22 protein-coding genes and 2 pseudogenes are annotated in these 26,047 nt (G+C 60.1%); 19 read left to right on the top strand and 5 right to left on the bottom strand.

Annotated features, from left to right (window positions below):
• Window positions 1-106: 106 nt before the first annotated feature.
• The 4 genes from NMD14_05380 (at window position 107) to NMD14_05365 (ending at window position 4,754) form a co-directional block, all read left to right on the top strand.
• On the top strand, window positions 107-2,218 hold the full coding sequence (locus tag NMD14_05380) for an alpha-amylase (GenBank protein XEI33853.1): 2,112 nt from the start codon (window positions 107-109) through the stop codon (window positions 2,216-2,218).
• A gap of 220 nt (window positions 2,219-2,438) precedes the next feature.
• A complete protein-coding gene (locus NMD14_05375; GenBank protein ID XEI33852.1) occupies window positions 2,439-3,083 on the top strand; it encodes a response regulator transcription factor in 645 nt (214 codons plus the stop codon).
• Between the two features lie 113 nt (window positions 3,084-3,196).
• Window positions 3,197-3,793, top strand: coding sequence for a TetR/AcrR family transcriptional regulator (locus tag NMD14_05370; GenBank protein ID XEI33851.1), 597 nt, complete (start codon window positions 3,197-3,199; stop codon window positions 3,791-3,793).
• 82 nt (window positions 3,794-3,875) lie between these two features.
• Window positions 3,876-4,754: an alpha/beta fold hydrolase gene (locus tag NMD14_05365; GenBank protein XEI33850.1), complete on the top strand. Its 879-nt coding sequence runs from the start codon at window positions 3,876-3,878 to the stop codon at window positions 4,752-4,754.
• A 385-nt stretch (window positions 4,755-5,139) separates the two neighbouring features.
• Here NMD14_05365 and NMD14_05360 read toward each other — a convergent pair whose 3' ends face one another.
• The 5 genes from NMD14_05360 to cysK form a co-directional block, all read right to left on the bottom strand.
• The gene (locus tag NMD14_05360) at window positions 5,140-6,306 is read right to left on the bottom strand and encodes a transposase (GenBank protein ID XEI33849.1); all 1,167 of its coding nucleotides are present in this window, start codon (window positions 6,304-6,306) and stop codon (window positions 5,140-5,142) included.
• A gap of 361 nt (window positions 6,307-6,667) precedes the next feature.
• Window positions 6,668-7,177, bottom strand: coding sequence for a PTS glucose transporter subunit IIA (gene crr, locus NMD14_05355; GenBank protein ID XEI33848.1), 510 nt, complete (start codon window positions 7,175-7,177; stop codon window positions 6,668-6,670).
• Window positions 7,178-7,219: 42 nt separating this feature from the next.
• Window positions 7,220-8,947 carry a phosphoenolpyruvate-protein phosphotransferase PtsI gene (gene ptsI / locus NMD14_05350; GenBank protein ID XEI33847.1) on the bottom strand — a complete coding sequence of 576 codons (1,728 nt, stop codon included), beginning with the start codon at window positions 8,945-8,947 and terminating at the stop codon, window positions 7,220-7,222.
• Window positions 8,948-8,991: 44 nt separating this feature from the next.
• Window positions 8,992-9,249, bottom strand: coding sequence for an HPr family phosphocarrier protein (locus NMD14_05345; GenBank protein XEI33846.1), 258 nt, complete (start codon window positions 9,247-9,249; stop codon window positions 8,992-8,994).
• 439 nt (window positions 9,250-9,688) lie between these two features.
• On the bottom strand, window positions 9,689-10,657 hold the full coding sequence (gene cysK / locus NMD14_05340) for a cysteine synthase A (protein ID XEI33845.1): 969 nt from the start codon (window positions 10,655-10,657) through the stop codon (window positions 9,689-9,691).
• A 159-nt stretch (window positions 10,658-10,816) separates the two neighbouring features.
• On the opposite strand from cysK, the gene NMD14_05335 reads away from it, so the two are divergent.
• The 15 genes and pseudogenes from NMD14_05335 to exeK all read left to right on the top strand — a co-directional run bounded on the left by NMD14_05335 (window position 10,817) and on the right by exeK (window position 25,988).
• Window positions 10,817-11,659, top strand: a complete 843-nt coding sequence (locus tag NMD14_05335) for a MoxR family ATPase (GenBank protein ID XEI33844.1) — start codon at window positions 10,817-10,819, stop codon at window positions 11,657-11,659.
• Between the two features lie 3 nt (window positions 11,660-11,662).
• The gene (locus tag NMD14_05330; GenBank protein ID XEI33843.1) at window positions 11,663-12,826 is read left to right on the top strand and encodes a VWA domain-containing protein; all 1,164 of its coding nucleotides are present in this window, start codon (window positions 11,663-11,665) and stop codon (window positions 12,824-12,826) included.
• A gap of 54 nt (window positions 12,827-12,880) precedes the next feature.
• Window positions 12,881-14,002, top strand: coding sequence for a beta-ketoacyl-ACP synthase III (locus NMD14_05325; protein XEI33842.1), 1,122 nt, complete (start codon window positions 12,881-12,883; stop codon window positions 14,000-14,002).
• 292 nt (window positions 14,003-14,294) lie between these two features.
• Window positions 14,295-15,863 carry an AAA family ATPase gene (locus NMD14_05320; GenBank protein XEI33841.1) on the top strand — a complete coding sequence of 523 codons (1,569 nt, stop codon included), beginning with the start codon at window positions 14,295-14,297 and terminating at the stop codon, window positions 15,861-15,863.
• On the top strand, window positions 15,863-16,555 hold the full coding sequence (gene exeB / locus NMD14_05315) for a GspB family T2SS assembly factor variant ExeB (GenBank protein ID XEI33840.1): 693 nt from the start codon (window positions 15,863-15,865) through the stop codon (window positions 16,553-16,555). Before NMD14_05320 ends, exeB begins: the two co-directional genes overlap by 1 nt.
• Before the next feature lie 195 nt (window positions 16,556-16,750).
• A complete protein-coding gene (gene exeC, locus NMD14_05310) occupies window positions 16,751-17,620 on the top strand; it encodes a GspC family type II secretion system variant ExeC (GenBank protein ID XEI33839.1) in 870 nt (289 codons plus the stop codon).
• Between the two features lie 21 nt (window positions 17,621-17,641).
• Entirely contained in the window at window positions 17,642-19,678 is a 2,037-nt protein-coding gene (gene exeD, locus NMD14_05305; protein XEI33838.1) for a GspD family T2SS secretin variant ExeD, read from the top strand.
• A complete protein-coding gene (exeE, locus tag NMD14_05300; protein ID XEI33837.1) occupies window positions 19,678-21,183 on the top strand; it encodes a GspE family T2SS ATPase variant ExeE in 1,506 nt (501 codons plus the stop codon). The genes exeD and exeE overlap by 1 nt, the downstream gene beginning before the upstream one ends.
• 1 nt (window position 21,184) lies before the next feature.
• Entirely contained in the window at window positions 21,185-22,405 is a 1,221-nt protein-coding gene (exeF, locus tag NMD14_05295) for a GspF family T2SS innner membrane protein variant ExeF (GenBank protein ID XEI33836.1), read from the top strand.
• Window positions 22,406-22,557: 152 nt separating this feature from the next.
• Window positions 22,558-22,989 carry a GspG family T2SS major pseudopilin variant ExeG gene (gene exeG, locus NMD14_05290; protein XEI33835.1) on the top strand — a complete coding sequence of 144 codons (432 nt, stop codon included), beginning with the start codon at window positions 22,558-22,560 and terminating at the stop codon, window positions 22,987-22,989.
• Between the two features lie 47 nt (window positions 22,990-23,036).
• Window positions 23,037-23,147, top strand: a pseudogene (locus tag NMD14_05285) (prepilin-type N-terminal cleavage/methylation domain-containing protein).
• A gap of 5 nt (window positions 23,148-23,152) precedes the next feature.
• Window positions 23,153-23,713, top strand: a complete 561-nt coding sequence (gene exeH / locus NMD14_05280; protein ID XEI33834.1) for a GspH family T2SS minor pseudopilin variant ExeH — start codon at window positions 23,153-23,155, stop codon at window positions 23,711-23,713.
• 82 nt (window positions 23,714-23,795) lie between these two features.
• Window positions 23,796-24,155, top strand: a complete 360-nt coding sequence (exeI, locus tag NMD14_05275; GenBank protein XEI33833.1) for a GspI family T2SS minor pseudopilin variant ExeI — start codon at window positions 23,796-23,798, stop codon at window positions 24,153-24,155.
• 134 nt (window positions 24,156-24,289) lie between these two features.
• Window positions 24,290-24,874: pseudogene (gene exeJ, locus NMD14_05270) on the top strand (GspJ family T2SS minor pseudopilin variant ExeJ).
• A gap of 112 nt (window positions 24,875-24,986) precedes the next feature.
• A complete protein-coding gene (gene exeK, locus NMD14_05265; GenBank protein ID XEI33832.1) occupies window positions 24,987-25,988 on the top strand; it encodes a GspK family T2SS minor pseudopilin variant ExeK in 1,002 nt (333 codons plus the stop codon).
• Window positions 25,989-26,047 lie beyond the last annotated feature (59 nt).

The following is a 26,047-nucleotide window of genomic DNA, read 5'->3' as shown; positions in this document are numbered from 1 at the left end:
AACCATTTGAACTGATGTCACAAATCGGCATTTTGCCGATCCAAGGCGCGCTTTGCTGCTCCTAGAATGGGCCCTTGTCCGAACTGCCCTGCTCAAGGAATGGCTTATGCGTCGCGCTCCCAACTTATCCTCTCTCTGGCTTGCCCTGCTGGCCGCCCCTCTGTTCACCCCAAAGGCGATGGCCGCCCCCGAGGTTCACCTCTATGTGGATGGTCAGCCGGTCGCAACCCCGATCGCACTGGACAAAGGCACGGTGGAGCTGATCCATCCCCTTGCCAAGGGGAGCCACCAGATCCGCATCAGCGACGCAGGCAACAGTTGCGGCACCAGCTTTGGCCCGAGCGAGAGCAAGCCGCTTCCCTTCGGCACCGCCCAGCCCATGGACAAATGCAGCAAGGATCACAGCTTTACCCTGCGGGTCATGCTGGCTGGGGAGTATCAGTTCACCTTCAACCCGGATACCCCCAGCCTCAAGGTGTTGCGGGCGACCAAGAAGAGCGAGTTCAAGCGCCAGCCGCCGGAGGAACCCTGCATCAGCTGGGATGGCAGCCCGGTTACCGTATCCCTGAAAGAGGTCTGGCCTGACGGCACCCGGTTGCGGGATGCCTACTCGAAACAGGAGGCGGTGGTCAAACAGGGCAAGCTGACCCTGACCCCGAGTAAAGAGAGCGGCGGCCTGCTGCTACTCGAACCGGCCAAGGCGACCAAACCAGCGCCGTTCAGCTGGGATCAGGCGAGCGTCTACTTCCTGCTGACCGACCGCTTCCACAACGGCGATCCCGCTAACGACCACAGTTTCGGCCGCCAGAAGGATGGTCAGGATGAGGTGGCCACCTGGCACGGCGGCGACTTCAAGGGGTTGACCGCCAAGCTCGACTACATCAAGAGCCTCGGCATCAACGCCATCTGGATCACCCCCATGGTGGAGCAGGTGCACGGTTTTATCGGCGGTGGCGAGCAGGGTAACTTCCCCTTCTACGCCTACCACGGCTACTGGGCGCTCGACTTCACCAAAATCGACCCCAACTACGGCGACGAGGAGAGCCTGAAGACCTTGGTGGACGAGGCCCACAAGCGCGGCATGCGGATCATCCTCGATGTGGTGATGAACCACGCCGGTTACGCCACCCTCGCCGACTTGCAAGATCTCGGGCTCACCGAGCTGACTCAGAATACAGCCAAACTGCCGACCGTCTGGAACCAGTGGCACCCGAGTGGCGGCCTCAACTGGCATGGCTACAACCAGTTCATCGACTATCAATCTCCAGCGTGGAACAAGTGGTGGAGCGGTGACTGGGTGCGCGCCGGTCTGCCAGGCTACCCGCAGCCCGGCACCGACGATGTCACCGGCTCCGTGGCGGGGCTGCCAGACTTCCTGACAGAATCAACCAAGCCGGTGGGGCTGCCGCCACTGCTGGCCGCGAAAAAAGACACCCTCGCCAAGGCGTTGCCCGACGCTACCGTGAGCGACTACCTGATCGCCTGGCACACCGACTGGGTGCGCCGATTTGGCATCGACGGTTTTCGGGCCGATACCGTCAAGCATCTGGAGCCCGAAGTGTGGGCCAAGCTCAAGCAAGCGGGTACCACTGCGCTCAAGGAGTGGAAGGCCGCCAACCCGGGCAAGGCCCTCGACGATCTGCCCTTCTACATGGTGGGCGAGGTGTGGGATCATGGGGTGGCCAAGGATTTCTGGTATCAGAACGGCTTCGATTCGCTGATCAACTTCGACTACCAGCGCGAGTTCGCCCTGCCCCAGGCCCAGTGTCTGGCCAGCGCCGAGCCCACCTATGCCAGCTACGCCAGCCGCATCAATCAGGATCCCGAGTTCAACGTGTTGAGCTATATCAGCTCCCACGACACCAAGCTGTTCTTTGGCGACTATCAGGATGTGCCGCTACAGCGCCGGGTTGCCAACAGCTTCATGCTGCTGCCGGGCGGCATCCAGCTCTACTATGGCGACGAGTCCGGCCGCGGGCTGGCCAAAGATGGCGGGGTGTTCGATCTGGCATTGCGCTCGGATATGAACTGGCATGAGCTGGCCAGCGGAGACAAGGCTGAGCTGGTCAAGCACTGGCAGCAACTCGGCCAGTTCCGCGCCGCCCATCCGGCCATTGCGGCAGGCAGTCACCAGAAACTCTCGGATGCCCCCTACGCCTTCGTACGGGAGAAGGGGGATGACAAGGTGGTGGTGGTCTTTGCCGGTAGGCAGAAGTAACCCTTGAGCCATATTGACCAGCAACAGAGAGGGGAGCCACTGGCTCCCCTCTCTTGTTTCCTGCATGAGTTGCCTGCCACCGGCCGGTCTGCCCTGATGGCTACACATCCGATGGTCGCTTCACATTTGCGCACCGGCGGGTTTGACCCTCTTGGTGAGCGATGCTAGTTTGATTTTTCAAAACAATCAGTTAGCAACAATGTGAGCCATTAACCGAAATATGGACAGCCAATTTACCATCGTCATCGCAGATGACCACCCCCTGTTTCGGGGCGCCCTCTACCAAGCGGTGCACATGGCCATCAACGACGCTCAATTGCTGGAAGCGGACTCCATCGACAGCCTGACCAGCCTGCTCGGCGAGCACCCCGAGGTTGACCTGCTGCTGCTCGATCTCAAAATGCCGGGGGCCAATGGCTTCGAGGGACTGGCTCACCTGCGCGGTCAGTATCCCGACCTGCCCATCGTGGTGGTCTCCGCCTCGGAAGATGCGACCATCATCCAGCAGGTGTTGCGGCTCGGCGCGCTCGGCTTCATCCCCAAATCGGCACCGATGAAGGAGCTGGTCAACGCCCTCAATACGGTGATCGGGGGGGATAACTGGGTGCCGGAAGGCATCTCGCTCCATCCCGAATCGGAAGATGGCCCCGATTTCGCCAGCAAGCTGGCCAGCCTCACCCCCCAGCAGTACAAGGTACTGATCATGCTGCGCGATGGCAGCCTTAACAAGCAGATCGCCTGGGAGCTCAACGTCTCCGAGGCCACCATCAAGGCCCATATCACCGCCATCTTCAGAAAACTGGGCGTCAAAAACCGCACTCAGGCGGTCATTGCCCTGCAGCAGCTCGATATCAAGGAGAGCTGAAACCCGCGCGCAATGACACGCGCAAAACAACATAGCCAGCTAGGCTGGCTATTTGTTGCTCGACAATTAGCACGATCGTACTTTATGCTGCCAGCGCCAATGAGGAGAAAGCTATGAGCAAAGGTCGCCTGACCCGGGAAACCATTTTGCAGACTGCCTTTGAGCAGGCGAGCCAGCAAGGGCTGGAAAGCCTGACCATCGGCTCACTGGCCAGCGCCTGTGAGATGTCGAAAAGCGGCCTGTTTGCCCACTTTCAATCCCGCGACAATCTGCAGATCGCCGTGCTGGAGTACGCCGCCGAGGTGTTCCGGCTGCGGGTTATCCAGCCGGTACGCCAGCAGGAGCACCAGAGCCAGCATGACAAGCTGATCGCCTTGCTGCGCGCCTGGCAGGCGTGGAACCACTGTTTCGCCGGACGCTGCATGTTCCTCGATGCCTGGACCTCGGCGCAGGATGGTCATGAGCAAAAGAGCCAGGTGCAGCAGGCCGCCCATCAACTGGTGCGCTTCTGGCTCGACTATCTGGCCCGTCAGGTGGTGCAGGGTCAGGCCGCAGGCGAGTGGCGACGGGAGATGGATCCCTGGCGCGCCGTTTACCGCCTCTATGGCCTCTATCTGGCGGATCAGGTGTTCAACGATCTCGAACTGTGTCAGGATCCAGCCCGCCATTTCTGGCCCGAAGTGGAGGCTCTGCTGAGCAGCTGGCGCTGATGTTTTGGCATCCGTTCAACACGACTTTTTAAAAACCGATAAAAAAGCACGACCGTTCGCACACAAAAACCACAGGATGACCATGAGCAGCAAGATCTACTTCAACACCCGCCGCTTCAGCCCGAGCAAATGGCTGCTGGGGATCGGCACCCGGTTGCACCACAGACTCGCCCCTACCCATGCCAAGCGTACCGCCAGCAAGTTGTTGCTCACCCCCCAGCGCAACCAGCGGGATGACCACGAGCCTGCGGGTCTGGTGAAGCAAGCCGTCCATACCAGCGAAGGGTTATTGATGAGCTATCGGCTCGGTCAGGGGCCACTGTGGCTGCTGATGCACGGCTGGTCCGGCAGCGCCAGCCAGTTCTATCCGTTGATGAGCCATATCGCCGCGCAGGGTTTCACCGCCATTGCCTACGATCATCCGGCCCACGGCCAGAGTGCAGGCAACACTGGCCACCTGCCCCGTTTCGTGCGCGCCTTCGACGAGCTGGCGACCAAGTTGGCCAGCGAAGCAGGCCCGCTGCACGGGGTCATCGCCCATAGCATGGGAGGCGCCGTCACCCTCTCCAGCCGTCAGCCGGGTATCGATACCCTGCCGCTGCTGTTGATTTCGCCAGTGCTCGACTATGTGCCCCAGCTCTACGGCATGGTGGCGCGCTCCGGCTACTCCATCCGGTTGTTCGATGCGGTGGTCAAGGAGATTGAGCAGGAGTACCAGCACCCCTTGAGTACGGTCAACCCGCTGGGTTGCCTCGCCAGTCGCAGCGGCGCGGCGATGATAGTGCACGACGAGGAGGACAGATTTGCTCCGCACGGCGACTCCTTGCGAGCCAGTCAGGATGGTCATACCCGGCTGGTGAGCACCCGAGGTCTGGGTCACGGTCGCATCCTCGCCAGCGCCCCGGTATTCGCCGCCTTCGATCAGCTGGCTCGGCCGGAAAATCCTCACCGAGCCCTTTGACATGGGGCATTGAGTAGGCGGAGGGATCACTCCACCGTCCTCTCACACCACCATACGCGGTTTTACATACGGCGGTTCATGTTAACGCCAGCGCTGTCGATGACGTTCCTGCAGTGATACCAATCCAGCCTCTCGAACCACGGCGTCTGAAACGCATGGTTCAAGTGGCTGGCTCTAGCACGGACTACGCTGGCTACACGCCGACCTGCAGACTCTGCGTTCGTCCTGGCCGCTTTCATCTGTTGTTTGGCTCGGGTCACATGGCGCGGCCCCTGTACGTCAGGCCTGCATGTTGCTTTCAGCGTCCTTCAGATTTCACCTCGCGGTGAATCCCCTGCCGCTCAGGTGACTGCTCCCCGCCGCAAGCGGCGAGGCTTCCCACTTCTTAGGCCGCTACCGTCAGATTGACGGATTTACGCTGGCCTCCATGGGCAGAAACGGCGAGCCCCGCCGCTTTTAATTCCAATATTCCTTGCTGTCGAATGTTTATGGCCGCGTTGATGTCGCGGTCATGCTCTGCCCCACACGCTGGACATACCCACTGTCGCTGGTGAAGTGGCATCTCCGGCATCTTGTGGCCGCACTCACTACATGGTTTAGAGCTGGCAAACCTCTGATCGAGTTTGATTAGGTGGCGGCCCGCCGCTTGGGCTTTGTACTCCAGCCTCATGATAAAACCATGCCAGCCAGCATCGCCAATGGCGCGGGCCAGCTTGTGGTTTTTCATCATATTGGTTGTTTTAAGCGTCTCCACGATGATCGCTTGGTTATCGTCAACTATCGTGCGAGAGAGTTTGTGCTGAAAATCAGCGCGAGCATTGGCTACCCGCTCGTGCAGGGCGGCCAGCTGTAATTTGGCCTTACTACGATTGGCACTGCCTTTTTTCTTGCGAGACAGTGCTTTTTGCTTTCGCCGCAGATTGCGACTGGCGTTGATAAGATGGCGCGGGTTGGCCATCTTTTTGCCACTCGACGCAATGAGGTAGTGGGACAGCCCCACATCATAGCCTGTCACCTCTGTGATGAGGGAGGGCTTGGCGGGAGCCTCACGGCCATCATCGCAAAGGATGGAGGCATAGTATTTCCCTGTCGGGCCACGGCTGACCGTGATACTAGATACCACGCCGATAATATCTCGGTGAATGACAGCTCGGATGGGCGTCATCTTCGGTAACAGGATGGCATCGGTCAGCACTTTCCCATTGGGGTGATAACTGGATTGCCTGCCCCGTTTACTCTTGAAGGCAGGCATTCGAGATTTGAGCTTTGGATTGAAGAAGTTGGCAAACGCCTTGCCCAGGTTGATCACCGCCTGCTGTAAGGCTTGTGAATCGTACTCTTTCAGCCAGCTGTATTTGCGCGATTTTTTTGCCACAGCGAGCAGGGGTTTCAAGTCGCGTTTGGGTTTCAGTGAAACCCCGTGGCGCTGGAACATGTGACGCTGAATATGAAGGGCTTTGTTGTACGCGAACCGCACCGCGCCGAACTGGGCATTGAGGAATGCCGCTTGTTCGTCGGTGGGGTAAATGCGTACTTTTGTGGCTCTTTTCATGATTAAAAACACAGGCTGTGTATAAGCACAGTTATAGCGCGTGCCAGTGAAATCAACAACCGCTGCGGACGTGCGGCAGGCGCGACTATCGAGACACTGAAGACATAGGCGGGCTCGCAAACGCATCAGATTAGCTCCCCTTATATCCCCGCCCGATTGGGCTAGGGTTTACGGGGCATCTGCTAACACGCTCCTTACCGGGGGTATAGAGGAGAGGCACCTCCAAGTGAGCGATTTGACCACCGCTGTCATCCCGGTCGAGCTAACACGCAACGTGCCGTACCCGGCGCACCAATAAAAAAACCGAAGCACCAGGCTTCGGTTTTTTTTATTGCAACAGCTGGCGTGAGCCAGCCGGGCATTACTTCTTGATACGGATAACCGGGGTCTCGCCCACTGTCACGGCACCGGTCATTTTGATCAGCTCTTTGATCTCGTCCATGTTGGAGATGACAACCGGAGTCAGGGTAGATTTGGCTTTCGCTTCCAGAACGGCCAGATCGAACTCGATGATGGTGTCGCCGCGCTTGACCTGTTGGCCTTCCTGAGCGATACGGGTGAAGCCTTCGCCTTTCAGTTCAACGGTATCGATACCGAAGTGAACGAACAGCTCGATACCAGAGTCGGATTCCAGAGAGAACGCGTGGTTGGTCTCGAAAATCTTGCCGATGGTGCCATCGCACGGAGCAACCATCTTGTTGCCAGCCGGCTTGATGGCGATACCGTCACCCACGATCTTCTCGGCGAAGACAACGTCAGGCACATCTTCGATCGGCACGATTTCGCCAGACAGCGGAGCAAAGATTTCGATGCCGCCGGTGTCAGAGCTATCGTCAGAAACCAGTTTCTTCAGTTTGTCGAACAGACCCATATAAAGCTCCTAGAGATGATTTGTCGCTGTTTGCAGCCGATCTTAGCAGACTGCCTTCTGCTTAATAAAGTTATCTACGCACGCTTCGATTTCAGCGGCGGTGGCAAAGCTCAGTGCTTGATCAGCCATTGCCTTCACATCTTCGAAGTTGGTGTTGCGGATAAGCTTCTTGATACGCGGTACAGAGATGGCGCTCATTGAGAACTCATCCAGACCCATACCCAGCAGCAGCAGGGTAGCGCGCTCGTCACCAGCCAGTTCACCACACATACCGGTCCACTTGCCTTCGGCGTGGGACGCATCGATAACCATCTTGATCAGGGTCAGGACGGAGGGTGACAGCGGGTTGTACATGGCGGAGATCATCTCGTTACCACGATCGACAGCCAGGGTGTACTGGGTCAGGTCGTTGGTACCGATACTGAAGAAATCCACTTCCTTGGCCAGATGATGAGCCATCACGGCAGCGGCCGGGGTCTCGATCATGATACCCACTTCGATGGATTCATCAAAGGCTTTGCCTTCGGCACGCAGTTCGGCTTTCAGCGTCTCTACGGTCGCTTTCAGGCTACGGAACTCTTCGACCGAGATGATCATCGGGAACATGATGCGCAGTTTGCCGAAGGCAGACGCACGCAGAATGGCCCGCAGCTGAGCGTGCATGATGTCTTCGCGGTCGAAGAAAATACGCACGGCACGCCAGCCCAGGAAGGGGTTCATCTCTTTCGGGAAATTCATGTACGGCAGCTCTTTGTCGCCGCCAATGTCCATGGTACGCACGATGATCGGCTGATCCGGCATCGCTTCGGCCACTTCTTTGTAGGCTTTGAACTGCTCGTCTTCGGTCGGCAGCGCGTCACGGTCCATGAACAGGAACTCGGTACGGTACAGACCCACGCCTTCGGCGCCATTGCGGATGGCACCTTCGGTATCCTTGACGGTACCGATGTTGGCACATACTTCGACCTGATGGCCATCCAGGGTGATGGCAGGCAAGTCTTTCAGTTTGGCCAGCTCATCTTTCTCGGCCTGGAACTGAGCCCGGAACTTCTTGGCTTCGGTCAGCTGTTCGGCGGTCGGATTGATGATGATCTGGTTGTTGATCGCATCCAGCACCAGCATGTCACCGTTCTTGACGCGCTCGGTGATGTCGTTGGTACCCACGATGGCCGGCAGCTCCAGAGAGCGGGCCATGATGGAGGTGTGAGAGGTACGGCCACCGATGTCGGTGACGAAACCCAGCACATATTTCAGGTTGATCTGAGCGGTTTCTGACGGGGTCAGGTCTTTGGCGACCAGGATCACCTCTTCGTCGATGGTGCTCAGGTTGACAACGGCGATGCCCAGTACGTTCTTGACCAGACGGGTACCGATGTCACGGAAGTCAGTCGCGCGCTCGCGCAGATAAGGGTCATCCAGCTCGGCCATCATAGTGGCGTACTGTTCGATCACCTCATAGATGGCTTTGTCAGCGGAAGCCTTGTTGTCTTTGATGAAGGATCTGATATCCCCTTCCAGCTCCTCATCTTCGAGCAGCATGATGTGGCCTTCGAAGATGGCCTCTTTTTCCTCACCGAAGGTACGACCGGCCATCTCTTTGATGGCTGCCAGCTGAGTAGCTGACTTGGTACGAGCTTCGAGGAAACGGTTGATCTCGGCATCAATCTGCTCGGCGGGAATCTTGCCCTGATTGATAACGATTTCATCTTCTTTCAGAAGAAGCGCCTTGCCGAATGCGATACCGGGGGACGCAAGAATGCCAGATATCATAATCCTTCCTATTAAAACGACTGTGGGGGAGGAGTAAAGCTGGATTACTCCAGCTCGTCCATCAGGGCAACCAGCTTCTCAACAGCTTGCTGAGCATCCGGGCCGTCAGCCTGGATAGTCACGTTGGTACCCTTGGTCAGGCCCAGGGTCTGCAGCTTGAACAGGCTCTTGGCGCTGGCGGACTTGCCACCGGAGACCACAGTGATCTCGCTTTGGAATTCTTTGGCTTCTTTCACGAACTGAGCTGCCGGACGGGTGTGCAGGCCGTTTTCAGCAGTGATAACAACAGACTTCTCGTACATGGTTTCACCCCATATTATTGATATTTTTTGGTGGATTGGTCGTTTTTGAAGCAACCTGACCCACCGTGTCAGTATGGATATGTTGTAAAGTAACGAAAGCAGACCCGCAATGGTTTAATCCAGGTCAAGTTTCTGTGCAGTAATCGGTGCGCTGGTTGGCAATTTTCAGTTATTGGGCTACAAGCCGCATCAGGACTGGCCTGAAATTATTTTATAACGAAAAATAACACTTTGTTACTTTGTGATACCCAGCCAACAAACACCGCGTGACGCCGCACAGGATATGAGATTTACAGCGGAATGTCTGCTTTTTTTCTCATCCCAAAACTTGTTATTTTACCCCAAAAAATAAGGACCAAGTGACACTGACAGAATTGAGTCTAGCCCATAAAGAAGCGGCGCTCCTGAGAGCGCCGCTGTTTTGACAGAATCTGATCACTTACTGCTGCAATTCCTGCTCGCTGAACACCCCGGCAAACAGGGCGCTCGAGAGGTAACGCTCCGCCGCACTCGGCAGGATGACCACTATCGTTTTTCCTTCGAATTCGGGCAGCTCGGCCAGACGGCTGGCGGCAACGACGGCAGCCCCCGAACTGATACCGGCCAGGATACCCTCCTCCTCCATCAGGCGGCGGGCCATCTCGATGGCTTCATCGCTGGTCACCTGCTCCACCCGATCGATGAGAGAGAGGTCGAGGTTGCCCGGGATAAAGCCTGCGCCGATCCCCTGGATCTTGTGGGGGCCCGGTTTGATCTCTTCACCGGCCAGCTTCTGGCTGATGACCGGCGACTCGGCCGGTTCGACCGCGACAGAGACCACCGCCTTGCCCTGGGTCTGCTTCAGGTAGCGGGAGACACCGGTAATGGTGCCGCCGGTACCGACCCCGGCCACAAACACATCCACCTCGCCGTCAGTGGCATCCCAGATCTCGGGGCCGGTGGTCTTTTCGTGGATCTCCGGGTTGGCCGGGTTTTCAAACTGTTGCAACAGCACATACTTGCCCGGCTCGGATTCGAGGATCTCGTTGGCCTTGGCAATGGCCCCCTTCATGCCGAGCGGCCCTTCGGTTAACACCAGATTGGCACCGAGCGCCTTGAGCAACTTGCGGCGCTCCAGGCTCATGGTGGCCGGCATGGTCAGGGTGATGGGATAGCCGCGAGCTGCCGCGACAAAGGCCAGAGCAATACCCGTGTTGCCGCTGGTGGGCTCGATGATCTCCTTACCCTTGGTCAGGATGCCGCGCTTCTCGGCATCCCAGATCAGGTTGGCACCGATCCGGCACTTGACGCTGAAGCTGGGGTTGCGGCTCTCGATCTTGGCCAGCACGCGGCCTTTGGTAACACGGTTGAGACGAACCAGCGGGGTGTGACCGATAGTCTGGCTGTTGTCCTCAAAAATTTTGCTCATGGTGCTATCCCTGTGTTTGTTACGACGATGAAACAAGATTACCCTGTGGTTTCTGAATGAGAAGTGACTATTCGTTATAACCATATGGCATTACAACATATAGAGCTTATTCTCTCTGGCCCCTGACTCCGGGCGCCAATCGTCAAAGGAACCGACGTTATGGGATTTTCAGGAAGCAGCCAGTATCTCGCCTCCGATGCATTGAGGATGGCGGTCAATGCCGCCATCACCCTCGAAAAACCGCTGCTGATCAAGGGGGAGCCGGGCACCGGCAAGACGGTGCTGGCGGAAGCGGTCGCCGACCATCTCGGCACCGACCTCATTGCCTGGCATATCAAGTCCACCACCAAGGCCCAACAGGGACTCTACGAATATGATGCGGTGGCCCGGCTGCGGGACTCCCAGCTCGGCGACCCCAGAGTGGCCGATATCAGCCACTACATTCGTAAAGGCAAGTTGTGGCAGGCCTTCAGCGCCGAGCAGCGACCGGTGCTGCTGATCGACGAGATCGACAAGGCCGACATCGAATTCCCCAACGATCTGTTGCTGGAGCTGGATCGGATGGAGTTCGATGTCTACGAGACCGGTGAGCGAGTCAAGGCACGCCAGCGGCCGGTGGTCATCATCACCTCCAACAACGAAAAAGAGCTGCCGGATGCCTTCCTGCGCCGCTGTTTCTTCCACTACATCCGCTTCCCCGACAAGGCCGAGATGCAGGCCATCGTCAAACTCCACTACCCCGACCTCAAGGAGAGCCTGCTTGGCGAGGCAATGGATCTCTTCTTCGAGCTGCGCGAGGTAGAGGGGCTGCGCAAGAAGCCCTCCACCTCGGAGCTGCTGGACTGGATCCGCCTGCTGCTGGCCGACGATATCGCCCCCGAGGCGATGCGTACCCGCGAGCCCGGTAAGCTGGTGCCCGCGCTATATGGCGCTCTGCTCAAGACCGAGCAGGATTTGCACCTCTTCGAGAAGCTCGCCTTTTTGGCCCGGCGCGGCAGCTGACCCATGCTGATCGACTTTTTTACCCACCTGCGCCGCCACAAGCTGCCGTGCAGCCTGCGCGAGTTGCTGGACTTGCACGCCGCACTGGCTGCCCGGCTGGTCGCTGTCGATATGGACGAGTTCTACCAACTCTCCCGCTGCCTGCTGGTGAAAGACGAGGCCCACTACGATCGCTTCGATCGCGCCTTTGCCGAGTACTACGAGGGGCTGGAAGCTATACCCCTGCTGCCGGAAAGCCTGCCCGAGGAGTGGCTGCGCAAGGAGTTCGAACGGCTGTTGAGCCCAGAGGAGAAGGCGTTACTCAAATCCCTCGGCGGACTCGACAAGCTGCTGGAGACCCTTAACCAGCGGCTGAACGAGCAGAAAGAGCGCCACGCCGGTGGCAACAAGTGGGTGGGGACTGGTGGCAGCAGCCCGTTTGGCCACGGCGGTTTTCACCCCGAGGGCGTCCGCATGGGTGGAAAAGGGCAGCACGGCAAGGCGGCCAAGATATGGGAGGCCCGACATTACCGCAACTTCAGCGACGACTCACCACTTGGCCAGCGCGCCATCCAGCTGGCGCTGCGCAAACTCAGGCGCTGGGTGCGCAAAGGCAATCCCGACGAGCTGGATCTCGACGACACCATAAAAAGTTCGGCCCGCCAGGGCTGGCTCGATGTGAAACTGCGGCCCGAGCGCCACAACGGGGTGAAGCTATTGGTTTTCTTCGACGTGGGAGGCTCCATGGATGCCCACGTGGCCGAGGTGCAGCGCCTCTTCTCTGCGTTGCGCCACGAGTTCAAGCATCTGGAGTACTTCTATTTTCACAACTGCCTCTACGACTTCGTCTGGAAGGATAACAAGCGCCGCTTTGAGGAGCGGTTCGATACCCTGCGGCTGCTGCGCACCTATGGTAGCGACTACAAGGTGATCCTGGTGGGGGATGCCACCATGGGCCCCTACGAGATCACTTGGCCGGGCGGCAGTGTCGAGCAGTGGAACGAGGAGTCGGGTCAGGTGTGGCTTACCCGCTTGCAGCAGCACTTTCCCAAACTGGTGTGGATCAATCCCACCCCGCGGCGGGAGTGGCTCTGGCATCCCTCCATCAAACTGATGAATGACGTGGTTGGCGGACGGATGCATCCGCTGACCCTGGCGGGTCTCGCTGCGGCGATCGACCAGCTGTAACCCTCTCTACCCTATAAACCGACAAGCCGGGAACGCACCCGGCGAGGAGCAAAGATGACCTCTATCGTGATCAGTGGCTCAGGCCTCTATACCCCACCCTTTGCCGTCAGCAATGAAGAGCTGGTGGCCGCCTTCAACCAGTATGTGGATCTCTACAACGAGGAGAACGCCTCCGCCATCGACGCCGGCCAGCTCTCCGCCAAGCAGCACTCCAGCTGCGAGTTCATCGAGAAGGCCTCCGGCATCAAGAGCCGTTATCTGGTGAGCCGCGAAGGGGTGCTCAACCCCGATATCATGCAACCGCTGATGGCGGAGCGGCCCGACGAGATGCCCTCCATCATGGTGGAGATGGCGGTGGCCGCCGCCGAGCAAGCGCTGATCGCCGCTGGCCGCGAACCGGGCGAGATCGATCTGGTGATCGTCGCGGCGTCCAACATGCCGCGCCCCTATCCGGCGCTGGCCATCGAGCTGCAGCACTATCTGGGGGCAAGCGGCATGGCCTTTGACATGAACGTGGCCTGTTCCTCCGCCACCTTCGGCATCAAGACAGCCGCCGACATGCTGGCGGCAGGCACCGCCAGAGTGGCGCTGGTGGTCAATCCGGAGATCTGCTCTGGGCATCTCAATTTTCGCGATCGTGATAGCCACTTTATCTTCGGTGATGCCTGCACCGCGGTGCTGCTGGAGCGGGAAGCCGATTGCAAGGTGGCCAATCCGTGGCAACTGGTAGCCAGCAAGTTGGTGACCCAGTACTCCAACAACATCCGCAACAACTTCGGCTTTCTGAACCGGCTCAGCCCGCGTACCCGCTACAGCGACGACAAGCTGTTTCGCCAGCAGGGACGCAAGGTGTTCAAGGAGGTGTTGCCGCTGGTGTGCGACCAGATAGCAAACCAGCTCGATGAGCAGGGCTGGCCTGCCGAGAGCCTGAGCCGGCTCTGGCTCCATCAGGCCAACCTCACCATGAACCAGTTCATCGGTCGCAAGCTGCTCGGCCACGATGCCAGCCAGCAGGAGGCGCCGGTCATTCTCGATAGCTACGGCAACACCAGCTCGGCGGGTTCTATCATCGCCTTCCACCTGTTCAACCAGGACTTGTCGAGCGGTGCCCGCGGTGTACTTTGCTCATTTGGCGCTGGCTACTCCATCGGCAGCCTGCTGCTGCTGCGCCTGTGAGGGGCCAGACCGCAAAGCCCTCTGTTCGGCAGCCGCTGCCGAACAGAGGCTCAAGCGGCAGAAGAGGGAAAGTGTTCAGGTCGGCAACTCATCGACAAAAACTTGTTTTTAGCCTCGGTGACGATCTTTCGAACGCAATATCCCGGCGCGCCGCTATCTGGATCACAAGATGGCAGGAAAAGGCCGCAATTTGCCCCCCCCCCTTCGCCAATGATGGCTTTAAATGAATTCGAGGTTTGCTATCATCCTGAGACATTATTTCATCTGTCTCCGGCCACAAAAGAATCCCCTCATGTACACACAGTTCTTCGGCCTCTCGGAACATCCGTTTTCCATCTCGCCCAATCCCAAGTACCTCTATATGAGCGAGCGCCACGGCGAAGCCTTGGCTCATCTCAACTATGGATTGCAGGATGGCGGCGGCTTTGTGCTGCTGACCGGCGAAGTGGGCACCGGCAAAACCACCGTCTCCCGCTGCCTGCTGCAACAGTTGCCCGCCGAGACCGAGATCGCCTACATCCTCAACCCCTCCCTGACCGAACGGGATCTGCTGGCCACCATCTGCGACGAGTTTCAACTCCCCTATCCTGACGATGCCGGGATCAAGCGGCTGTTCGACCTTATTCGCGATCACCTGCTGGCCAACCTGGCGGCGGGCAAGCGCAGCGTGGTACTGGTGGATGAGGCGCAGCACCTGCTGCCCGGGGTACTGGAGCAACTGCGGCTGCTCACCAACCTCGAAACCGACGAACGCAAACTGCTGCAGGTGGTGCTGATCGGCCAGCCCGAGCTGCAACAGATGCTGCGCCAACCGCTGCTGCGCCAACTGGCCCAGCGCATTACCGCCCGCTATCACCTGCTGCCGCTCTCCCACCGCGATGTGGATGCCTACGTCCGCTTCCGGCTGCAAGTTGCGGGCTGTGTGCAGCCCATCTTTACCCCGCGCGCCATCAAGACACTCCATCGCCTGAGCGGCGGCATCCCCCGCTTCATCAACCTCATCTGCGACCGCGCCCTGATCGCCGCCTTCGCCCGTGGCAGCTACAAGATTGTCCACGGCGATATCAGCCAGGCCGCCTTTGAGGTCAATGGCGTTCGGGACGAAGGAAGCTGGGTCGCCGCTCTGATGGTGACGCTGGCTGGCGCCCTGCTGGTGGCCGCAGGCTGGTGGGGCTGGCAATTTTTCGGCGTGTTCCCCACCCGACCGGTGGTCAAGGTCGAGGTGCCGGTCACCATCGACGAGACCGCCGAGCAACAGGAGCAACTGACCGAGGCGATCAATCAGGCCATCGACCCCGACAGCGCCATGCAGAATCTCTATCGGGTCTGGGGTTATGAACCGGAACCGTTCGAGGCGACCTGCGACAACGCGCCCCGTGCCGGTCTGCGCTGTCAGGAGGGAGAGGCGAGCCTCGACGAGCTGCGCGCCCTGCAGCATCCCGCCATGATCACTCTGACCGACGACACCGGCGGCCTCTACTACGCGACCCTGGTCAATCTGGGGCCGGGCAAGGCCAGCCTGATGATCGGCGACCAGAGCTGGCAGGTGGATCGTCAGTGGCTCAGCGACAACTGGGGCGGTAGCTACACCCTGCTCTGGCGCATGCCGAAAGGGGGCGTCAGCCTGATCGCCAGCAATGCCGGTCAGACCCAGATCCAGTGGCTCGACAACGCCCTGAGCCGTGCGCTGCAACAACCCGAGCGCAAGGTGCGCCGTTTCGATGACGAGCTCAAACACAAGCTGCGCCAGTTCCAGCAAGACCAAGGCCTGACCCCTGATGGCATCGCTGGCAGCAACACCCTGCTGCGTCTCAACGCCCTCTCCGGTGAACCCATGCCCAGACTGGAGGAGGCCTCCTGATGTCTACCCTGCTAAAAGCGCTGCACCGAGCGCAGCAACCGCAACTCTCCGCCCATATCCCGGCCATGGGCTTGCCCATGCCCCGGGAAGAGGAGCGCAGCCCCCGCCGCATCGGCTGGCTGCTGGCCCCTCTGGCCCTGTTGTTGGGGGCGGGAGCCAACTATGGCTGGCACCTGATCCACCTGCGCCCCATCGAGGAGAAGGTGGAGGTGAAAGAGGTAATCACCCCACCCTTCGTGCGGGTCGAACCCAAGGCGATGGTGACCCGTCCGCTCCCCCCGCCCCTGCCGGAGCCGGTGGTCCAACCCAGAGCTGTGGCCAAAAACGAAGGGGCCAGCAAGGGGAATCCCCCCACACTGAGTCTGGCCGAGCAGCTGATGAAAGCCCTCAATGAAACGCCATTGCAGGAGACGCCACACACCGCCAGCCAGAGCGTGCAACCGGCCCAGTTGATGGCGCTGGGCTCGGCGCCCCTGTCGGTGCGCCAGCAGGTGCCGCAGCTGAGCTACGGCTCTCATGTGTTCTCCTCCAACCCCGCCAAGCGGGCCGTGGTACTCAATGGCCGCGAATACCGGGAGAGCAGCGAAATCGCCCCGGGGGTCGTGCTCGCCACCATCGACCAACAATACATCGTGTTGCAGATCGCCGGACAGAGCGTGACCCTCAAGGCACTGCAAGATTGGCGAGGGTGAGTACGCACCGGGCCCTGATGTTCGCTGGCAAGCAGGAAGTACCTCGCCAGAGTGCCACTTTATATGCGCATTCAAAGGGTTACGGTGTGATGAAACATCCATTTTTACGGCTTGGCGCGCCCGGAACCGTTGTGTCACGGCTCTCAGCCGTACACAATACGCAGCCACCCCAGAACCTGGAATTTGTTGATTAATATGACGCTACGATTCAGGGATGAGATCTTGACCATGCTGCTGGCCCAGTGCCGGCGGCTTCCCATGACCAGAGTCACCCAGCTGGCCTTTCTGGCGCTGCTGATCATGCTGGCGCAACAGAGCGCCGCCCTCACCTGGCGTCTGCTCACCCTGGCCAGCCCGCAAACCAGCCAGCCGTGGCAACCGTCCGCCGTGGCGGTCAGCGGCCAGAGCAACCCGCGCCTAGAGCTGGGCGAGGTGAGCCGACTGGCGCTGTTTGGCAAGGCGATCCCCAAGGTGCAGGCCAAAGCCGCTGTGGCCGCCAATGCGCCGCGCACCCAGCTCAATGCTCAGTTAAGTGGCGTGCTGGCCAGTTCAGATCCTGCCAAATCCATCGCCATCATCGCCATGTCAGGCATCCAGAACTCCTATGGTATTGGCGACATGATTGACGGCACCCAGGCGCGGATCCGGCAGGTCTATCCGGATCGGGTGATCATCGAGCGGGATGGCCGCGACGAGACCCTGATGTTGGATGGCGAGGAGTATGGCAAACCGCTGCCGCAGACTGGCAAAGCAGCCCCCCTTGGCTCCCTGCGCAGCGAGCTGATGGCCGATCCGGGCAAGATCACCGATTACCTTAATATTTCACCGGTTCAAGTGAATGGCCGCATGACCGGCTATCGCCTCAACCCGGGCCGCAATCCGGAGTATTTCAACCAGAGCGGGCTGCAGACCAATGACTTGGCCATCAGCATCAACGGGCTGGACTTACGGGACAACATGCAAGCCATGCAGGCGATGCAGCAGCTGGCTGGCGCAACGGAAATGACAGTGACCGTCGAGCGACAGGGCGAACAGTTCGATGTCTATGTGCGCTTGTCAGAATAATGATTTGGAGTCGTACCAATAATGACCACTAAAGGGAAAGGCTGGCGTCTGGCCACTGTCGCAGCGGCACTGTTGATGGCGGGCTCAGCCTGGGCCACCGAATACTCGGCCAGTTTCAAGAACACCGACATCGAAGAATTCATCAATACGGTGGGCAAGAACCTCAATAAAACCATCATCATAGAGCCCTCGGTGCGCGGCAAGATCAACGTGCGCAGCTACGACCTGCTCAACGAGGCGCAATACTACCAGTTCTTCCTGAGCGTGCTCGACGTCTACGGCTTTGCCGTGGTGCCGATGGACAACGGGGTGCTCAAGGTGCTGCGCTCGCGGGATGCCAAGACCTCCGCCATTCCGGTGGTGGATGGCAGCAACCCGGGCTCCGGCGACGAGATGGTGACTAGAGTAGTGCCGGTGCGCAACGTCTCGGTCCGTGAACTGGCGCCACTGCTGCGCCAGCTCAACGACAACGCCGGTGGTGGCAACGTGGTGCACTACGAGCCCTCCAACGTGCTGCTGATCACCGGCCGCGCCGCCGTGGTCAACCGGCTGGTGGAAGTGGTGAACCGGGTCGACCGCGCAGGCGATCAGGATGTGGACATCATCAAGCTCAAGTTCGCTTCGGCGGGTGAAATGGTGCGGCTGGTGACCAACCTCAACAAGGATGGCAACCCACAGGGCGGCACCGCCTCCTTGCTGCTCTCCCCCAAGGTGGTAGCCGACGAGCGCACCAACTCTGTGGTAGTGAGTGGTGAGCCGAAAGCGCGCGCCCGCATCATCCAGATGGTGCGTCAGCTCGACCGCGACCTGCAGAGCCAGGGCAATACCCGGGTCTTCTACCTCAAATATGGCAAGGCCAAAGACATGGTCGAGGTGCTCAAGGGGGTCAGCTCCAGCATCGAGGCCGACAAGAAGGGCGGCGCAACCACAGGGAGTGCCAGCATCGGCGGTGGCAAGCTGGCCATCTCCGCCGACGAGACCACCAATGCGCTGGTCATCACCGCCCAGCCGGACGTGATGTCCGAACTGGAGCAGGTGGTGGCCAAGCTCGACATCCGCCGCGCCCAGGTGCTGGTGGAGGCGATCATCGTCGAGATGCAGGACGGTGACGGCCTCACCCTTGGCGTCCAGTGGGGCAATGCCAACGGCGGCGGCACCCAGTTCACCAACTCCGGTCTGCCCATCGGCGGCGCCATCGCCGCCGGTAAGGATTACCAGGACGGCAATACCGACACCGCAGCCAATCTGCTAAAAGAGTTCAACGGCATGGCCGCCGGTTTCTATAGGGGGGACTGGGCCATGCTGGCCACGGCGCTGGCCTCCAACACCAAGAACGATATTCTCTCCACCCCGAGTATCGTCACCATGGACAACAAGGAGGCCTCCTTCAACGTCGGTCAGGAGGTCCCGGTCCAGAGCGGCTCGCAAAGCTCCACCACCAGCGATCAGGTGTTCAACACCATCGAACGCAAGACGGTGGGCACCAAGCTGGTGGTGACCCCGCAGATCAACGAAGGGGATTCGGTGCTGCTCAATATCGAGCAGGAGGTCTCCAGCGTCGCCCAGACCCAGGCGACCGGTACTGCCAACCTTGGCCCCACCTTCGATACCCGAACCGTCAAGAACGCGGTACTGGTCAAAAGCGGCGAAACCGTGGTGCTGGGCGGTTTGATGGACGAACAGACCAAGGAGCAGGTCTCCAAGGTACCCTTGCTGGGTGATATCCCGGTGCTGGGTTATCTGTTCCGCTCCACCTCCAACACCACCGCCAAGCGCAACCTGATGGTCTTTATCCGGCCGACCATCTTGCGTGATGCAGACGTCTATACCGGTGTCTCCAGCAACAAGTACTCCCTGTTCCGCGCCGAGCAGCTCAATGCCGCCTCGCAGGAGGGGTATCTCACCTCCCCCGCCCGTCAGGTATTGCCTGCCTACGGTCAGGATGTGATGGTGTCGCCCGAGCTGCAAAAAGAGATCCAGAAGCAGATCAACGAGATGCGGAGCAGACAGCAGAACACTGTCGAGACCACCACCCCGTTTGTGCAGAGTAAGCCCTGATGAGTGCCTACCATCTGGATGGAAGCGCCGGGCCTGCGCCACTGCCCGAGCTCCCCTTTGTCTTTGCCCGCAACTTCGGGGTGATCCTGATTGAGCGGGACGGCACCCCCGTGCTGCAGTGTCGCCCCGGCGTCACCCCGCAAGCCCTGCTGGAAGTGCGGCGGGTGGCGGGTTGCAGCTTCGCGGTGGAGCAACTCGACAACGACGCCTTCGAAGAGTTGCTGATGGCCCACTACCAGCGCGACTCCTCAGAGGCGCGCCAGCTGATGGAAGATCTCGGCAACGAGATGGACTTCTTCGCCCTGGCCGAAGAGCTGCCGCAAAGCGAAGATCTGCTGGACGCCGATGACGACGCCCCCATCATTCGCCTCATCAACGCCATGCTGAGCGAGGCGATCAAGGAGGAGGCCTCCGATATCCATATCGAGACCTTCGAGCGGGCACTGGTGATCCGTTTTCGCATCGATGGGGTGCTGCGGGAGATCCTGCGCCCCCATCGCAAGCTAGCCTCACTGCTGGTGTCGCGGATCAAGGTGATGTCGCGGATGGATATCGCCGAGAAGCGGGTACCGCAGGATGGCCGTATCTCGTTGCGCATCGGCGGCCGGGCGGTGGATGTGCGGGTCTCCACCATGCCGTCCAGCTACGGCGAGCGGGTGGTATTGCGTCTGCTCGACAAGAACAACGTGCGCCTCGAGCTCAAGCAGCTGGGGATGACCGCGGCCAACCGCACCATTATCAGCGAGCTTATTCGCAAGCCCCACGGCATTATTCTGGTCACCGGCCCGACCGGTTCCGGTAAATCCACCACCCTCTATGCGGCGCTGTCTGAAATCAACTCGCGGGATCGCAACATCCTGACGGTGGAAGACCCCATCGAATATGACCTCGAAGGGGTGGGCCAGACCCAGGTCAACACCAAGGTGGACATGACCTTCGCCCGCGGCTTGCGCGCCATTTTGCGTCAGGATCCGGATGTGGTGATGGTGGGGGAAATCCGAGATCTGGAAACCGCCCAGATTGCGGTACAGGCGTCGCTGACCGGTCACCTGGTGATGTCGACCCTGCACACCAACACCGCCATCGGCGCTATCACCCGGATGCGTGACATGGGGATCGAACCCTTCCTGCTCTCATCGTCCCTGCTGGCGGTGCTGGCCCAGCGGCTGGTGCGCACCCTCTGCCCCGATTGCCGTGCCCCGCGCCCCATCACCGAGCAGGAGCGCCTCGCCATGGGCATCGAGCTGGCCCCCGATCAGCAGGTGTGGCGTCCGGTCGGGTGCGAGCTGTGCAACCACACCGGCTACCGTGGCCGGACCGGCATCCACGAGCTGGTGGTGATCGACGAAGCGGTGCGTGAAGCCATTCACAGCGCCAGCGGCGAGCTCGCCATCGAGCGGCTGATCCGCGGCCACACCCCAAGCATCCGCCGTGATGGCATCGACAAGGTCCTCAAGGGGCAGACCAGCCTCGAAGAGGTGCTGCGCGTGACCCGGGAAGATTGAGATGGCGGCATTCGAATACAAGGCCCTCGACAACAAGGGACGCAGCAAGAGCGGCGTAATGGAGGGCGACTCGGCCCGTCAGGTACGCCAGCTGCTGCGTGAACAGGGGCTCACTCCCCTCGAGGTGAACGAGACCACCGAGAAGGCGAAACGGGAAGCGACCCGCTTCGCCCTGTTTCGTCGTGGTGCCAGCACTGCCGAGCTGGCCCTGATCACTCGCCAGCTGGCGACTCTGGTGGGCGCCGGTCTCACCATCGAAGAGGCGCTCAAAGCGGTGGCCGAGCAGTGCGAAAAAGCCCACTTGCGCTCTCTGGTGGCGACCGTGCGCAGCAAGGTGGTGGAAGGTTATTCGCTGGCCGACTCGCTGGGGGCCTTTCCCCATGTATTCGACCAGCTGTTTCGCTCCATGGTGGCGGCCGGTGAAAAATCGGGCCATCTGGAAAAAGTGCTCAACCGCCTCGCCGACTACACCGAGCAGCGCCAGCATATGCGCACCAAGCTGCTGCAGGCGATGATCTACCCCATCGTGCTCACCTGTGTCGCCATCGGGGTTATCTCGATCCTGCTCACCGCGGTGGTACCCAAGGTGGTGGCCCAGTTTGAACACATGGGTCAACAATTGCCGGGCACCACCCGCTTTCTCATCGGCACCAGCGAACTGATGCAGGCCTACGGCCTCTGGTTCCTGCTGCTGATCTTCCTTGGCAGCTTTGTCTGGCGCTGGTGGCTCACCGATGAAAAGCGCCGCCGACGCTGGCATCAGGTGCTGCTCGGCCTGCCGGTGATTGGCCGGGTCAGTCGCGGTCTCAACACCGCCCGCTTCGCTCGCACGTTAAGCATCCTCAACGCCAGTGCGGTACCGCTGCTGGAGGGGATGAAGATCTCCGGCGAAGTGCTCTCCAACGACTTTGCCAGAATGCGCATTCTCGAGGCCGCCGAACGGGTGCGCGAAGGGACCAGTCTGCGCAAGTCGCTGGCCGAGACCAAGATTTTCCCGCCCATGATGCTGCACATGATCGCCTCCGGCGAGCAGAGCGGCGAGCTCGACAGCATGCTGGAGCGGGCGGCAGACAACCAGGATCGGGAGTTTGAATCCCAGGTGAACATTGCCCTCGGGGTGTTCGAACCCATGCTGGTGGTCTCCATGGCCGGGGTAGTGCTGTTTATCGTGATGTCGATCCTGCAGCCGATCCTGGAACTGAACAATATGGTGAATATGTAAGGTTCGGACGTCCAAATACGCGACCCTATGCGAACCTACCAATCCAATCGACCCCGTAGGTTCGATTAGCCGACAGGCGTAATCGAACGATCGCGGTTTAACAATCAATCGTCGATGGTTCATGCCATCTCATCTGTGAGGGAGTCAAAGTAATGCAAAAGCGTCGTCAATCCGGTTTTACCCTGCTGGAAGTCATGGTGGTCATCGTGATCTTGGGCATTCTGGCCAGTCTGGTGGTGCCCAACCTGATGGGCAACAAGGAGAAGGCTGATCAGCAGAAAGCGGTCTCCGATATCGTGGCGCTGGAAAACGCCCTCGACATGTACAAGCTGGACAACAACCGCTACCCGAACACCGAACAGGGTCTGGACGCACTGGTGACCAAGCCCTCCATCGATCCGGCGCCGCGCAGCTACCGCGATGGCGGCTACATCAAGCGCCTGCCGCAAGATCCCTGGGGCAACCCGTACCAGCTGCTGAGCCCGGGCCAGTTCGGCAAGATCGACATCTTCTCCATGGGTCTGGATGGTGAAGCAGGTACTGATGACGACATCGGCAACTGGAACCTGAAGGATTTCCAATAAGTGATGTGCCGCCAGCGCATTCACTCCGCCTTGCTGGAGCAGCCTGAATGAGGGCTGCGCCATCTGCTCGTCGCCAATCCGGCTTTACCCTGCTGGAGGTGCTGCTCGTTGCCATGTTGATGGGTCGGCTTGAGGCTACCGCTATGCAGTTGAGGCTGGCGCCATGAAACAGAGTCGCCAAGCCGGTTTTACTCTGCTGGAAGTGTTGCTGGTCGCCATGTTGATGGGACTGGTGGCCACCGCCGTCACCCTCAGCATGGGAGGCGCCAGAGGGGATCGGGAGCTGGACAAGCAGGCGCGTCGTCTGATGGCGACGCTGCAGCTGGCGCAGGAGTATGCGGTGATGGATGGTCGGCTGGTAGGCATTCGCATCGAGGATAACGGCTGGCAGTTTATGCAGCGTCAGGCCAAGGATCGCAAGTGGCTGGCCCTGACTGGCGACAAGCAACTGGGGCCGGTGCAACTGGCCGAGAACATGACGCTGACACTGGAGCTGGAAGGCTTTGGCTGGCAACCGGACTCCGACGAGAAAACCGAACAGAAGCGCGACGAGAAGGAGCGCACTCCTCAGTTGCTCATCTTCCCGGGAGGCGAGCTGAGCCCGTTCGTGCTCACCTTCACCCAGCAGGATGAGGATGTCCGCTACACCCGCATCGTCAAAGGGGACGAGTTCGGCCGCCTCACCCAGCTCACCGGCGATGAAGATGAAGAGGTGAGCAAATGAACGCCCGCGGCATGACGTTGTTTGAGAAAGGAGTGATGGTGGCGCTACTGCTGTGCCAACCACACCCTCAACAGGTGGCACGATGAACGCCCGCGGCATGACCTTACTCGAAGTGATGGTGGCGCTGGCGGTCTTTGCCATCGCCGGGCTTGCGGTAATGAAAACCGCCAGCGAACACCTCTCGGCCCTCAACTATCTGGAGCAGAAGACACTCGCCACCTGGGTGGTGGAGAACCAGCTGGTGCAACAGAAGCTCGAGAACAAGTGGCCCGGCGACAGCTGGGTGGAAGGGGATGAGCAGATGGCGGGCAGCACTTGGTACTGGCGCTATCGCGGCGTTGCCACCGCTGACAACAACTTCCGGGCGCTCGATATGGAAGTGCGTACCGAGCCCAAGGCCGAGAACCCGGTCGCCATGATGCGGACCTATATCAGCCGATGACCCAGCACGTTGCCCGCACGCCTCGCCCCGTCCGTCACGCCGGTTTCACCCTGCTCGAGACGCCGAGAGAGCGATCGTCAATTCGCTTGCCGCATGCTCGGCCAGCTCGTCAGCGCGGTTTTACCCTACTGGAGATGCTGGTGGCGATCGCCATCTTCGCCAGCCTCAGCATGGGTGCCTATCAGGTGCTGCAGGGGGTGCTCACCAGCGACGAGGTGGCCAAGCGCAAGGAGGCCCGCCTCAACGAACTGCAACTCGCCTTCACCCTGCTGGAGCGAGACGTCACCCAGATGGTGCCGCGCAGTGGCCGCATCGAGGGGGAGAACAACAAGGTGCTGCTGGCGGCCTCCCGTTTCGGCCAACAGAGCGATGACTGGGGCATGGCCTTTATGCGCAGCGGCTGGCTCAACCCGGACGGCATGCTGCCCCGCTCCCATCTGCAGCGGGTCGGCTGGCGCCTCAAGGATCAGAAGCTTGAGCGCCTGAGCTACCTCTATCCGGATCCGGTGATCGGCACCGAACCGCGCATCCAGCCGGTGCTGGCGGGGGTCACGGCGTTTCGCCTCTACTTCTTCGACAAGGGTAACTGGAAGGAGGAGTGGACCCAGCGCAGCGTGCTGCCCCATGGGCTGGCAGTGGAGCTGGATCTGGAAGATTACGGCACCATTCGCCGTCAGTTCCTGATTGGTGCCGGTGGCCAGCGCGCCGAAGAGAACAGCCAGAGCAGCAACCCCGACCAAGGGGGTGGCAGCGACAGCAATAATGGGAACAATGGCGGCAACAACAATACCAGCGGCGGTAATGGTGACAGCCAGAACGGGGGTAGCGCCAATGCGGGCTAATCTCGCCGCTCCCGGTCGCCAGCGCGGCATGGCGCTGCTGATGGTGCTGCTGATCCTCTCGGTGATGGTGATCATCGCCAGCAACATGAGCGGCCGCCTGCAGCTTGAGCTGCGCCGCACCGCCAACATCACCACCGGCAAACAGGCGTGGTGGTATGCCCTCTCGGCAGAAGCGCTGGTGAGCAAGGTGCTGACACAGGATTTCAAGGACAACCCCGAGGTGGTCAATCTCAGCCAGAACTGGGCCCGCAAAAATACGGTGTTTCCGGTGGACGATGGCCAGCTCAAGGGCGAGGTGACCGACCTGCAATCCTGCTTCAACCTCAACAGCCTGAGCGTGGCCTCCAAGGCGGGGAGCGGCGAGGAGTTGGAACAGCAACCCTATCCGGTGCAGGTGTTTCGCGAACTGCTCAAGCAACTGGCGATGGATGATTACGAGGCGGCCCAGCTCACCGATGCCATCCGTGACTGGACTGACAAGGATACGGTGCTGGTCTCCAGCCTTGGCGCAGAGGACGCCTATTACGAGGGGCTCAAGCCACCCTACCTCACCGCCAATCAGTGGATGCTGGGCAAGGATGAGCTGCGGGCGGTGCGCGGGGTGACGGCCAGGGTCTATGCCAGACTGGCCCCCTACGTCTGCGCCCTGCCGAGCGACAAGTTGAAAATCAATATCAATACTCTGGCGCCCGACAGCCCCGAGCTGCTGGTCGCCCTCTATCTGGGCAAAATAGGGCTGGATGATGCCAAACGGATATTGAACGAGCGACCGCAGAAGGGGTGGAAAGAGAGCAAGCTGATGACGGACATGCTCGCTCCGCCCGATACGGTCAAAGGATTGAAAGAGGCGCTGGTAGTGAAAAGCGACTTCTTCGAAGCCCGCATGGTGGCGGAAGTCGGCGATAACCGGGCCTGGCTCGAGACCCTGTTCCAGCGGGGCAAGGACAATAAACTGGTCATGCTGCGCCGCCTCAGTAGCGGCGCCGAATAAACAGCGCACCTGCAGGCACTCGCCCGCGGGTACGAGAGATGTTGGATGCAGCCTGCGGG

Origin of the sequence: Aeromonas veronii, from assembly GCA_041319085.1 — a bacterium.
GTDB lineage: Bacteria > Pseudomonadota > Gammaproteobacteria > Enterobacterales > Aeromonadaceae > Aeromonas > Aeromonas veronii_F.
The sequence above is the reverse complement of the archived record's forward strand: the minus strand, read 5'-3'. Positions and strand labels throughout refer to the sequence as shown.